Source organism: Nocardiopsis sp. CNS-639, assembly GCF_000381685.1.
GTDB lineage: Bacteria > Actinomycetota > Actinomycetes > Streptosporangiales > Streptosporangiaceae > Nocardiopsis > Nocardiopsis dassonvillei.
This window is the reverse complement of sequence record NZ_KB906861.1, coordinates 117,464-129,722: the sequence shown is the minus strand read 5'-3', so window position 1 is coordinate 129,722 and position 12,259 is coordinate 117,464. Positions and strand designations below refer to the sequence as shown.

At 73.2% G+C, this 12,259-nt stretch carries 12 protein-coding genes; all 12 read right to left on the bottom strand.

Annotated elements, in window-relative coordinates:
* Positions 1–6: 6 nt before the first annotated feature.
* A complete protein-coding gene (locus tag G011_RS0114515; protein WP_019609112.1) occupies positions 7–531 on the bottom strand; it encodes an EF-hand domain-containing protein in 525 nt (174 codons plus the stop codon).
* Between the two features lie 244 nt (positions 532–775).
* Complete coding sequence (locus tag G011_RS0114510; RefSeq protein ID WP_019609111.1) at positions 776–1,303, bottom strand: EF-hand domain-containing protein; 528 nt, start codon at positions 1,301–1,303, stop codon at positions 776–778.
* Between the two features lie 185 nt (positions 1,304–1,488).
* The gene (locus G011_RS0114505; protein WP_019609110.1) at positions 1,489–1,950 is read right to left on the bottom strand and encodes a DUF6917 domain-containing protein; all 462 of its coding nucleotides are present in this window, start codon (positions 1,948–1,950) and stop codon (positions 1,489–1,491) included.
* Positions 1,947–2,879, bottom strand: coding sequence for a Gfo/Idh/MocA family protein (locus G011_RS0114500; RefSeq protein WP_019609109.1), 933 nt, complete (start codon positions 2,877–2,879; stop codon positions 1,947–1,949). The genes G011_RS0114505 and G011_RS0114500 overlap by 4 nt, the downstream gene beginning before the upstream one ends.
* Complete coding sequence (locus tag G011_RS0114495; protein WP_019609108.1) at positions 2,876–4,009, bottom strand: Ldh family oxidoreductase; 1,134 nt, start codon at positions 4,007–4,009, stop codon at positions 2,876–2,878. Before G011_RS0114495 ends, G011_RS0114500 begins: the two co-directional genes overlap by 4 nt.
* Positions 4,006–5,391 carry a M20/M25/M40 family metallo-hydrolase gene (locus tag G011_RS0114490; RefSeq protein ID WP_019609107.1) on the bottom strand — a complete coding sequence of 462 codons (1,386 nt, stop codon included), beginning with the start codon at positions 5,389–5,391 and terminating at the stop codon, positions 4,006–4,008. The genes G011_RS0114495 and G011_RS0114490 overlap by 4 nt, the downstream gene beginning before the upstream one ends.
* Positions 5,388–6,386 carry a sugar phosphate isomerase/epimerase gene (locus G011_RS0114485; RefSeq protein WP_019609106.1) on the bottom strand — a complete coding sequence of 333 codons (999 nt, stop codon included), beginning with the start codon at positions 6,384–6,386 and terminating at the stop codon, positions 5,388–5,390. The genes G011_RS0114490 and G011_RS0114485 overlap by 4 nt, the downstream gene beginning before the upstream one ends.
* Positions 6,370–7,383 (bottom strand): oxidoreductase, encoded by a 1,014-nt coding sequence (locus tag G011_RS0114480; protein ID WP_019609105.1) that lies wholly within the window; start codon positions 7,381–7,383, stop codon positions 6,370–6,372. The genes G011_RS0114485 and G011_RS0114480 overlap by 17 nt, the downstream gene beginning before the upstream one ends.
* A 282-nt stretch (positions 7,384–7,665) precedes the next feature.
* Complete coding sequence (locus tag G011_RS0114475; RefSeq protein WP_026338307.1) at positions 7,666–7,983, bottom strand: hypothetical protein; 318 nt, start codon at positions 7,981–7,983, stop codon at positions 7,666–7,668.
* 509 nt (positions 7,984–8,492) lie between these two features.
* Positions 8,493–9,290 carry an FAD-dependent thymidylate synthase gene (thyX, locus tag G011_RS0114470; RefSeq protein ID WP_013152480.1) on the bottom strand — a complete coding sequence of 266 codons (798 nt, stop codon included), beginning with the start codon at positions 9,288–9,290 and terminating at the stop codon, positions 8,493–8,495.
* 264 nt (positions 9,291–9,554) lie between these two features.
* The gene (locus G011_RS32110; RefSeq protein ID WP_013152479.1) at positions 9,555–9,695 is read right to left on the bottom strand and encodes a GPGG-motif small membrane protein; all 141 of its coding nucleotides are present in this window, start codon (positions 9,693–9,695) and stop codon (positions 9,555–9,557) included.
* Between the two features lie 196 nt (positions 9,696–9,891).
* Positions 9,892–12,120 (bottom strand): anthranilate synthase component I, encoded by a 2,229-nt coding sequence (locus G011_RS0114460; RefSeq protein WP_019609103.1) that lies wholly within the window; start codon positions 12,118–12,120, stop codon positions 9,892–9,894.
* Positions 12,121–12,259 lie beyond the last annotated feature (139 nt).

Below are 12,259 nucleotides of genomic sequence, written 5' to 3'. Positions count from 1 at the left end.
GGGGGCTCAGCCGCCGAGGAGGGGGATGTCGTTGCGGCCGAGGTGGTAGTCGCGGACCGCGTCGACCAGTTCGGAGGCGGAGAGCGTGCCGCTGCCGTCGGTGTCGAGTTCGTCGAAGACGCGGTCGGAGTCCCGCGCACTGACGCCGACGGCGTCGAGCCACTGGCGCATCTCGCTCCGGCTGATCTCGCCGTCGCCGTCGGTGTCGAGCACGTCCATGGTGGCCTGGAGCGTCGGCCGGACGATCTCGGAGAAGCCGTCCTCGCTGCCGACCATCTCGCGCCCGGCGACCTCCATGAACTGGTCGCGGTTCATCCGGTCGGTGCCCGCGGCCGCCGCCAGGCGGTCGAACATGCCCAGGTAGGCGGCCTTGAGCGCGTCGCCCCGGGCGGTGTCCTCGGCGCCGAGCCGCGAGACGATGCCGTCGGCCTCGGCCGCGAGGTCCGAGCGCTCGATCACCCCGTTGCCGTCGACGTCCCAGAGGCGGAAACGCTCCTCCAGGCGGCTGGCGGTCTTGGTGGCGGTCGTCATGGGTTTTCCCTCACTTCTTCCGCGAAACAACAGAAGCACGACGTCATACCTGTATTCAAAAAGGGCACCCGAAACCGGACTCCGACCGTTTTCCACGCGGAATAAAGCCCTTCCCGAGCGTCTCGGGAAAGACGGAACGGGAGGGCCGGTGCACTTCGCTTTCCCGCGTTCTCGCACCGCGGAGGGGAGAGGGGCGGGAAATGGTCCCGGCCGCAGCGGTCGGCCGCGGCCGGGACGAGGGGGTTCAGCTCCCGAGGAGGGGGATGTCGTTGCGGCCGAGGTGGTAGTCGCGGACCGCGTCGACCAGCTCGGAGGTGGACAGCTTGCCGCTGCCGTCGGCGTCGAGGTCAGCGAAGGCCCGGTCGGCGTCGGCGCCCTGGAGACCGATGGCGGCGAACCACTTCTGCATCTCGGTCGGGCTGATCTCACCGTCACCGTCGACGTCGAGCACGTTGACGATGGCCTGGATGGTCGGCTGGACGACCGAGGCGAAGCCGGCGTCGCCCTTGCTGATGATCTCCTGCTCGGCGGCCTGGACGAACTGCTCCCGGCTCATCTCCTGGGTGCCGGCGGCGGAGGCCAGGTGGTCGAACATCGCCAGGTAGGCGCTCTTGAGCTCGTTGCCCTGGGCGGTGCCCTCGGCCCCCAGGCGCGAGACGATGTCGTTCGCCTCGGTCTCGAAGTCCGAGCGCTCGATGGTCCCGTTGCCGTTGGAGTCCCAGAGGCGGAAGCGCTCTTCGAGGCGGCTGTTGGCCTTGGTTGCGGTCGTCATTTATTTCCCTCTCAGTTCCCATGAAAAAACAGACGTACGATGCTCTCTCCGAGCACAGGAAAGGACTCTCCGACCGAGCCCGGCCGGACCCTCCCCACACCCAGAAGATTAGCCTGTGAGCGTGTCCCACAAAAGGGATTCAGAAGAATCCATGGGGGTAATTGATTTTTTATATCGGACATCTTTCAGCAAATGCCAGATTCTTCGGAAACCGTTGCGGCGGCAGGGTCGGCGCCGACCGGCTCCCCCTGCCGGAACACCAGGGTCTCCCCCGCGGCCAGCCCCAGGTCCCGGCCGGTCGGCAGCGGGTCGGCGTGGATGAGCACGTTGTAGTGGTTGGGCATGTGGCAGGCGTCGAAGCCGAGCACCGTCCCCACCCGGCGCGGGCCGATCCACACCTCGTCGCCCCGGTCCACCACCCCGGCGCCGGTGATCTCGGCGAACCCGAGGAAGCCCACCCGGTCGATCCGGGCCCCCGCAACGGTCTCGGTGTGGTCGGTGGCGACCAGCTCGTGCACCTCCCCCGCGCGCACGCACCGGCTGGCGTGGGGTTCGAGCCGCATACCCCGCTCGCTCCTGCGGTGCACCAGGACCTTGACCAGCGTCGCGGTGACGTCCCGTTTGGGACCGTCCTCACGGGGGTTCATCGCGCCTCCTCCCTCGTCGGCTCCGCGGCCTCCGCCAGGCGGTAGGCGTCCCCGACCAGCCGCAGCGCGGACGGCCCTCCCGGGTCCTCGACCACGCCGCCGCGCACCCGCCGCTCGAACTCGGCGAGCACGCCCACGTACTCGTGCCACAGGGAGTCCTTGAACCCGGGGTGGCCCTCCAGCATGTCCGCCGTGAGCACCGCCCCGTCGGCGGTGCGCGCCTCGACGTCCTTGCGCTCGCCGGGGTGGGACCAGTCGAGCAGGACGCGTGCGCGCGCCCCCGCGGCGCGCAGCACGACCTCGGCCCGGCGGTCGGTGCCCGCGGCGTCGCGAGTGACGTGCGCCGACTCGGCCTCGGCCGGGCCGAGCAGCCACTCCACCAGGTCGAAGGCGTTGGGTCCGTTGTCGGCCACGCACCCGCCGCCGCAGCGGGCCGGGTCCAGGTACCAGGTGTCGGTGCCGGCGTGCTCCTCGATCCGCTCCAGGTAGCGCACGGTCAGCTCCTCCACCCGCCGTCCGTCCAGGTCCCGGCGCAGTCGCGCGAGCGCGGAGTTGTACCGGCGGTGGAAGGCGGTGAACAGCACCGTGTCCCGGTCGCGGGCGAGCCCGGCCAGCGCCTCCCCCTGGACGGCGTCCAGCGCGAGCGGCTTCTCCACGCACACGGCCACCCCGCGCCGCAGCGCGTCGGCGCAGATGGGGGCGTGGGCGTCGTTGGGCGCGGTGACCACCAGCGCGTCCAGTCCGGTCTCGTCGAGCATCCGGACGTGGTCGGTGTAGCCCCGCGCCCCGACCGGGTGGGCGGCGAGCACGCCGGGATCGCGGTCGCACACCGCCACCAGGTCCAGGCCGGGCGCGGTGCGCAGGGCCTCCAGGTAGAAGCGGGAGATCACGCCCAGGCCGACCAGCCCGGTGCGCAGCGGGGCGCTCATCGCGTCTCCTCCCGCATCGCCTCGAAGGGCAGGCCGGTCCGGTCGGCCAGCTCCGCCAGCTCGGCGTACAGCTCCGCCTCCAGCGGCACGCCCGCCAGGCGCAGTTCCCGCGCCCGGTGGTACTCGTGCCAGCCGGGGTAGCGCACCGGCGCGTCCGGATCGGTGGGCGGACAGGCCAGCAGCGCGCCGAACAGCTCCCGCGCGTCGTCGGCGGCACCCTGCCGCAGGGCGTCGGGCGCGATCGCGGCCACGAAGAAGCCGATGTCGTCGTCGCGTCCGCTCGGGCCCCCGTCCCCGTCCAGGGCGTCGGGGTGGGGACCCGTCCCGGCCCCCGGGACCAGTGCGGAGAGCACCTCGACCATGAGTCCGAGGCCGAAGCCCTTGTAGCGTCCCGCGTCGCCGCCCAGCCACATCAGGTGCGCGCGCCCGGCGTCGAAGGCGGCGGGGTCGGTGACGGGCGCGCCGGTGTCGTCGCACAGCAGGCCCTCGGGCAGGGTGAGTCCCTCGCGGGCGGCCTGGCGGATCCGGCCGGTGGGCGCGGCCGTGGTGCTCATGTCGAGCAGGAACGGGGGGTGCTCCCCGGCCGGGGCGGCGACGCTGAGCGGGTTGGTGCCCAGCATCGCGACCGCGCCGCCGGGCGGGCGGGCGATGCGCTGGCGTCCGCAGTTGCTGGCCACCAGGCCCACCATGCCGCGTTCGGCCGCGCGCAGCGCGTGGTACCCCGCGCAGCCCAGGTGGGTGGCGCCGCGCACGGACACCAGCCCGATGCCGTGGCGCGCGGCGCGCTCGGCGGCCAGGTCCATGGCCTCGCTCGCCGCCCACAGGCCCAGGGCACGCCGGGAGTCCCAGAGCATGGCGGCGCCGAGGTCGGCGAGGACGCGCGGCTCCGCGGCGGGGTCGGCCCTGCCCTCGTCGAGGAGCGGCAGGTAGAGGCGGGTCAGGTTGGCCAGACCGTGTGAACGCGGCCCGGCGAGGTCGCCGTGGCACAGCGCGCGCGCCGCCTCGGCCGCCCGGTCGTGGGGCAGGCCGCGGTCGGCGAACACCCCGGCGGCGAACGCGACCAGGTCGTCGTGGCGTACCCGCACGGCCTCGCGTTCCGGTGGGGCCTGGGTGGGGGCCGCGGTGGTCACCGGGCCTCCCGGGCGGGGGTGTGGTGTGCGCGCATGTCCTCGTCGCCTTCCTCGTCGGTGGTGTGGGGCTCTTGGGTCTCGTGTGGGGCATCGGGGTTCGGGGCCCGACGCGGGGTCTGGTCGGTGAAGGCGGCCAGGACGCGGGCCACCGCGTCGGCGAACCCGTCGAGTTCGTCGGCGCGCGCGAACTCGCCGTCGGCGTGCGCGTTGTTGGCGGCCAGGTCACCGGGGCCCAGCACGGCGGTGCGGGCTCCGGCGACCCCGGACATCCAGATCGCGTCGCAGGTGAAGGCGGGTTCGTCCGCGGGCCACGGGGCGATTCCGGCGCGGCGCAGCAGGGCGGGCCCCCAGGGGTCGCGGTCGTCCAGCGCGGGCAGGCCGCGCTTGGTCCACTCCAGGCGGGTGAGGGCGCGGGCGTCGGCGGCGGTGCGGGCGAACAGCGCGGTGTCGGCGAACTCCTTGGTGAAGGCGTCCAGTCCCGCGTCGAGCGCGTCGGTCAGGGCGCGTTCCAGGGCGCGCCCGGCGGCGGCGTCGCCGTAGGCGAGGTTGAGTAGCAGCGACCCGCTGCCGTAGACCCTGTTGTGCAGGGTGCCGGTGTGCAGTCCGGCCAGGCACACCGCGCCGGAGCGGGCGTGCGCGTCCAGGGCGCGGCCCAGGTGCCGGGCCAGGTGGCCCAGGAGGACGGAGGCGTTGTGCCCGGTGTGCGGGCGGTCGTCGATGGCGTCGTCCCCGCGGACCGAGATCCGGGCGGTCATCGCCGCGGTGCTGCGCGTCAGGAACCGCATCCCGGTGGGTTCGCAGAAGATGTTGAGGCGGCCGGTGTGGCCGCGTTCGACCAGCGGCCGGGTGCCGAGGGTGCCCATGGCGCCACCCTCCTCCCCGGCCACGGCCTGGACGAGCACCGCGACGTCGCGGCCGATGGCCGGGTCGCGCTCGCGGGCGGCCCGCACCCCGGCCAGCAGCGCCACCGCCGGGCCCTTGGCGTCGATGGCGCCGCGCCCGTGGAAGCGTTCGCCGTCGAAGCCGACCGGCTGCCGACCGGCGACCGTGTCCAGGTGCACGTTGAACATCACGGTGCGCTCGGCGGGCAGGTCGGGGCCCAGCCGCAGCACGAGGCTGGGCTGGCAGTCGAGGAAGCCGGGGCGGGTCAGGGCCTCGCGGACCGGGGCCGGGACGTCCGGTCGGTCCATGTCGGCGGGCTGGGCCGGGGCGTGGTGCACGACGTCGAACCCGGCTCCGGCGGCGGCGCGGGCGTAGAGGAGCTGGGCCTCGCGCAGGAGCGGCGGGGGCCCGTCGGGGCCGGTCTCCAGCGGGCCCGCGGTGGGCAGTTCGAGCAGCCGCAGCAGCAGGTCGTGGTCGGCGGGGGTGAGCGCGGCGGTCACCGGACCCCCTCGGTGCGGCGGAGGCCGTCGGCGGCGGCCCCGGTCGCGGCGTGACGGTCCGCGTCCCCGCCACGGCGGAGGTCGTCCCCGCCATGGTGGTCCGCGCCCCCGGCGGGGCCGCCTCCGGTGTGCCAGGTGCGGGCCAGGAGGTCCTCCAGCGCGCGCCCGTAGGCGACGAAGGCGGGCCGGTCGCCGCGGCCGGGGTCGGCGCCCGAGACCCGCAGGTGCGGGCGCAGGTGCAGGTGCGGCTCGATGGACAGCGTTCCGGCGTATCCGTGCGCGGCCAGCAGCCGCAGGCACTCGGCGGTTCCGGCCTCCCCCCGGCCGGGCGGGACGTAGTCGACCCCGCCGTCGGGCGCGGTGACGGCGTCCTTGACGTGCACGTGCGCCACGTGGTCGAGGAGCTCGCGCAGCATCTCCGGGGCGCGGTAGCCGTGGGCGACGCCGTTGCCGGTGTCGAACAGCAGCCGCAGGGCCGGGCTGTCCACCTCGGCCAGCAGTTCCAGGGCGCGGTCGGCGCGGTCCCCCGCCCAGCCCGCGCAGTTCTCGTGCACGAGCACCAGGCCCGCGTCCTCGGCGCGGCGGGCCAGTTCGCGCATGCGGACGCGGACGCGCCGCCCCCACTCGGCCTCGGGGAGCCCGTCGCGGGGGTAGGACATGACCCTGACCAGCCGGGTGCCCAGCACCGCGCAACGCCGGGCCAGGACGTCCAGTTCGGCCAGGTCGGGGGCGAAGTCCCCGGTGGCGGGCCTGGACCAGTCGGCGATGCGGGAGGCGACGGCGACCACGTCGGTCCCGGCCTCGCGGATCCGTCCGGCGGCGCGGTCGAAGGCCCGCTCGTCCAGGGCGGCCAGCGCGGTCCCGTCCACGGTGCGCAGTTCCAGGCGGTTCCAGCCGAGTTCGGCGAGGGCGGCGAGCTGTCCGTCGAGGTCGGGCGCCGCCTCGTCGCCGATCCCGGCGAGCGGCGGAGCGGTGTGTTCAGGCGCCGACGGCACTGCCCACCTCCTGCCTGCGGCCGTGGGCCGCGCACAGCCCCTTGGCCTCGGTGAGCAGCCGGACCGCCTCGACCTGGACCGGGAGCGTGCCGAGGCCGCGGAAGGAGCGGGCGTAGCGGGCGTAGGCGGCGCGGAGGAAGGCGGGGAGGGCGTCGTCGGCGAAGACCGAGTGGGAGGCCCGGTGCCCGGTGGCGTCCACCGACAGCTGGGCGGTGTGGTCGGCCGCGCTGCACGGGTAGTGGCCGGTGAGCACGGCGCGGTCGAACTCCAGCGTGATGCGGCGCTCGCGGACGGGGGAGGTCAGGTCCGAGTCGATCCGGCTGCGCACCCCGCCGTGGTGCGCCAGGTCGAGGCGGGCGCGGCCCAGTCCGGGCAGCCGGGACTGCTCGGTGACCATGTCCTCCAGGGAGGCCGCGGTGACGTCCGCTCCCCCGGCCAGGCTGATCACCACGGCCAGCGCGTGCGGGACCTCCACGTCGAAGGCGGTGGGGTGGCCCGGCGCCTGCGCGGTGCGGGTGAAGCGGGGCTTGTTCTGCACGACCGTGACGGCGCGCAGGTCGCCGAAGACGCGGCCCCGCACCGCGGCGCGCAGCCGCCGCGTGAGCGCGCTGTCCAGCCACTGGGTGGTGACGGTCAGGTCCAGGCCCCAGCGCCGCCGCAGCCGGGCGACGGCGGCCAGGTCCACCAGGTCCAGGGCCAGCGGCTTCTCCACGACGACCATGCGGTAGCCGAGGCGGGCCAGGTGCTCCAGCGGACCGGAGCGCAGGTGCGGCGGCGTGCACAGGTGGACCACGGTGCGCGAGGGCGGCGCGCAGCGGGCCGCCTCCTCCAGGGAGTCGGCGGTGAGGACCCCCTCGACGGGGCCCCGGAACGGGTCGAACCCCACCACCGGCCCCGCGGCGAACAGGGCGGGGGCCTGTGCCCGCGCCTTGGCCAGCGACGGCAGGTGCAGCCCTTCTCCCGATCTGCCCAGACCGACGATGAGGGTGTGCAGCATAACGTACGGGCACCTTTCCCTTCTGCTTTCACGGCGGTGCGCTGCCCGATCCCGGTACGCAGCGGCCACACGCTTCCCCCACCACACTCGGACATCGCGCCGAAAGCGTCAAAGCGGAGAACTGGTTCCTGGGTCCGAAAACTCGGAAACGGACATGTTTCCACCCGTAGAGCAAGAAGGAAATGCGTATTTTCGTGGTGTTTTCTCCCCTGCGGGCGCACCTCCGCCGGAGCGCCGCGCGGTCCCGCGACCGCCGGGCGGAGGACGCGGGACCGGTCGGGGTCAGGCCACCGAGAAGCTGAACAGCCCGCTGGGCGGAGCGTGCCAGCCGTGGTTCGGCGAGACCAGGACCGACGGCCCGAAGCAGGTCGTGCCGGCGTGCATGCGCACGTCCGCGTCGGTGAGGTTGACCAGCACGTGCGCGGTCTCGGGGAGCCGCTGGCAGGTGCCCGCCGGGGGTTCGGGGTAGCGGCGCAGCTCCTCGAACTCGGTCGTGAAGACCACGACCTCACCGGTCGCGGCGTGGGCCGGAGCGGCACCCGCCACGGATCCGCCCACCGCGAACGCGAGTGCCGCCGCGGCGGACACGAGAGCCCTCATTCCGATTGCCTCCATTTTCGTTCCGCACTTTTTCCGAAGGATCGGCCCGCACATATCACCGATACGGCGAAGCCGACCCGGACATCCTGTCCCTTCGTCACCACAAAGGCCAGAGCCGGTGTGACTCAGCGGAGTATTTCGGGCAGCCGCTACCCGGATCCGAACCGGAGGGAAAGCACCGGGGAAAGAAAAATACAGAAAAGAATGCTTTCCATGCCTTCGCTGATGTATGAACCGATCGCACCTTAGGTGGCGTTATCGCCGGAAAGGTGCGCTCTCCGTGAGGGAGGGGCCCGAAACATGCGGGTTTTCCGGGGCGTGCAGGGAACGCAAGGGGCTGAGGAGGCTCCTGTGACGACCCCTCCCGCGTGGAGCCGGCGGCCCGGACACTCCCCCGCACCGCACCGGGCTCAGCGGGCCGCGCATCCGCCGGGAGGGAGGAAGTCCCGGTTTCCTGCGCGCACAAAAAAGCCCGCCCCGAGGGGCGGGCCGCCGTGTCCGACGGGCGCTCAGACCTTGCGGTACCTGGGCACCCAGGCGCCGTCCCGGACCTCGTAGTCGCCGAAGAGCGCCGGGGCCTCCTCCTGGAGGGTCCGACCGATGAGGTCGAACAGCAGGCGGATCTCCTCCTCCGCGCCGGGGGCGGTGCGCGCCTCCAGGGTGTGGCGCAGGGTGCGCACGTTGGCGGTCCACACCAGGCCGGTGGCCACGCCCTCGGGGGCGAAGCGGCGCATGAAGGAGGTCTTGTGCTTCTTCTCCGCGAACTTGACGCCCTCGTCGTCCAGACCGAAGTGGTCGGCCATCCAGAGCTGGAACTCCTCCATCTGGCGGAGCATCGCGGTGGCGCGCTCCATCAGCTCGGGGTCGTCCTCGGCCCAGTCGGGGAACCAGAACGGCAGGTCGGACAGGCGCACGAAGCGCAGGGACTCCTGGGAGACGGCCACGCCCGGACGGTGACGGATCAGCTCGTGGGTGAGCACCCGCGAGACGTTGTGCAGGACGAAGCTGAAGCTGATGTGCTCCAGGACGGAGCCGTGCATGCTGGCCAGGATGTTGCCGAGGTAGGCGTCCTGGTCGGTGCGCACCCGGGTCACGTTGGGGTTCAGGCCCGGCTCCCATGAGCGGTAGCACAGCCGCCCGGCGAACTCGGCGAGGTTCTGGGGGTCGTTGAGGTGGGCGTCGAGCTCACCGCGGTCGAACCGCTCCAGCCACGCCTCCCCGCCGACCTCCTTGAGGTAGTCGGCGATGGCGTCGTAGTCCACCTGCGGACGCGCCACCAGACGGACCTGCGGCTCGACCCTCTTCACAGCATGCCTCCCGTTCGTGTTCCCGGCTCCCCGTGCGCACGCCTGAGCACCGCGGCCGACGGACGGCGCGGGGCGCGGAGGGCGTGACGGGGGCGGGGGCTGACCAGCCCTCCCCGAGGGTACACGGGGTCGGCGGGGGTCGGCCGGTGACAGGGTGCGGGCCGGGTGCCCGCCGGGTCCTCCCGGTCAGGCACCCGGCCCGCGATCGGTGCTGTGCGTGCTTCCTGGTCGTGCGGTCCTGTCGTGGAGAGGAGGGGCAACCCGCTAGAAGCCGTAGAAGTAGCCGGGGGCCACGAAGAGCCCGACGACGATGGCGATGATGCCCCACAGGAGCTGCCCGCGCAGCACCCCGAGAACACCGGCGACGATGAGAATGATTCCGAGGATTGTCAGTAGAATACCCATACACAACCACTGTCCCGTAACGGGTTGATCAAACTTTTCGGTTGGATGTGATTTGGGAAAGGCGTCTTGGTGCAGGTGAGCGCCCTCGCACCGGATATCGCCGCACTCCTCGGAACGCCCCCGCGACCCTTCGCGCACGCCCTGCGCGCGGGGGTCCGCGGCCCCGGGGACGCTCCCCGGGGCGCCGCCGCGGCCCTCAGCCGCGGGCCAGGCGCAGGGCCCGCGCCACGATGCCCTCGCCGACCGTCGCGGTGAGGATCGACTCGGGGTGGAACTGGACCGCGTACCACCGCGCGGCGGGGTCCTCCACGGCCATGACGACGGGTTCCTCGCCCGCCCCGCCCTCCAGTACGGCGGTGACCTCGAAGTGCTTGACCAGCTCGGGGAGGGTGTAGGTGGAGTGGTAGCGGGCGGCCGGGAAGGCGTCCGCCTCTCCCAGGCCGGTGAGGAGCCGCCCGCCGTGGACCCGCACGCGGCCGGGCTTGCCGTGCACCGGCTCGTCCAGGGTGCGCAGTTCTCCCCCGGCGTGCTCCACCATCCCCTGGAGCCCCAGGCACACCCCGAACACCGGCAGGTTGCGGGCGGCGAGCGCGTCCAGCAGGGCCGACATCCCGAAGTCCTCGGGCAGGCCGGGGCCGGGCGAGAGCACGACCAGGTCGGGGGCGAGCCGGTCGAGCAGGGAGGGGTCGAACCCGTAGCGGACCGTGGTCACCTCGGCCCCGTGGCGGCGCACGTAGTCGGCGAGGGTGTTGACGAAGGAGTCCTCGTGGTCGACCAGGAGCACCCGCATGCCCTCCCCCGGGAGTTCGGCGGACCCGGCCTCGGTCCCGCCGTCCTCCTGCGCCGGGGAGTCCTCCCGCTCGCCCAGGGCGAGGGTCTCCAGCAGTGCGCGCGCCTTGAGGAAGGTCTCGCGCTCCTCGGCCTCGGGGTCGGAGTCGTAGAGCAGGGTGGCGCCCGCGCGCACGGCGGCCACGCCGTCGCGGATGTGCGCGGTGCGCAGGGTCAGGCCGGTGTTCATGGAGCCGTCGAAGTTGAGCACGCCGACGGCGCCGCCGTACCAGCGCCGGGGGCTGGTCTCGTGCTGCTCGATGAACCGCATCGCCCAGGTCTTGGGCGCGCCGGTGACGGTGACCGCCCACATGTGGGTGAGGAAGGCGTCCAGGGCGTCGAAGTCGCGGCGCAGGGTGCCCTCGATGTGGTCGACGGTGTGGATCAGGCGCGAGTACATCTCGATCTGGCGGCGGCCGATCACGCGGACGCTGCCCGGTTCGCACACGCGCGACTTGTCGTTGCGGTCCACGTCCGTGCACATGGTGAGCTCGGACTTCTCCTTGACCGAGGAGAGCAGTTCCTGGATGTTCTCGGCGTCGCCCAGGGCGTCCTCGCCGCGGCGGATGGTGCCCGAGATGGGACAGGTCTCCACGCGCTGTCCGGTGCCGGGCTCGCCGGTGACGCGGACGTACATCTCCGGGGAGGCGCCGACCAGGTACTCGCCCTCGCCGAGGTTGAAGAAGAACTCGTAGGGGGCGGGGTTGCGCTCGCGCAGCAGCTCGTAGAAGCGGGCGGGCGAGGAGCAGCGGGCGTAGGTGCGGTGCCCCGGGACGACCTCGAACAGGTCGCCGCGCCGGAACTTCTCCTTGGCCTCGGCCACGACGCGGGCGTAGGAGCCGGGTTCGGGGCCCTCGGGCACCTCGGCGGCGACCACGGGCGGGGTGGGTTCGGTCTCGCGCGGCAGGCCGCGCGTGGTGGCCTCGGCACGGTCGCCGTCGGCGGGGACGGTGAAGTCGTAGGTGTAGCGCACGCAGGTCTCGCGCTTGCGGTCGCGGACGATGACGGCGTCGGGCAGGTGCAGGACCAGGTCGCGGTCGCCGGGGTCGCGGGCGATGTGCTGCTCGATGGGCTCGAACTGGAAGGCCAGGTCGTAGCCGAAGGCGCCGTACAGGCCCAGGTTGGCGTCCTCGGGGCTGCGCAGGGCGGCCATGACGGCGCGCAGCGCGGTGAAGACGCTGGGGCGGCGGCTGCGCTCCTCCTCGGTGAAGAACTCCCCCGGGTCGGGTTCGGGGACGGTGACGGCGACGCTGCCGTGTTGGAGATCGGCCAGGGTGCTGTCGGGGTCGGGGAGGCCGACGGAGTACAGGGCTCCGGCCAGGACGGGCAGCAGGACGCGGCCGCGGGCGTTGAGGGCGGTGGCGGTGACGCGGCGCCCGCGCGTGGTGATCTCCAGGCACGGGTCGACGTAGCCCAGGTGCCAGCGGTCGTACCGGCCCGGGTACTCCATGCCGGAGGAGAGCACTCCGCCGCGGCGCAGCTCGACCGAGCGGACGAGCTCGGTGAGGATCTCGGGATCGCAGGGGGTGGCGCTGCGGTGGACGGTGACGCCGCCCTCGGTGAGGTACGTGCTGGTCTGTGCGTCGCTGGGGTTCACGGCCGGTCCTTTTGGCTGCGCGGTCGGATGGGCCGCACCGTCCGGGGCCGTGGAACACGAAACGACCGCCGGTCCGGGGCGGTCGCTGCATGGGTATGCGAACTCGGAGCACCGCCTAGGGGCGGCGCCACCACTGAGC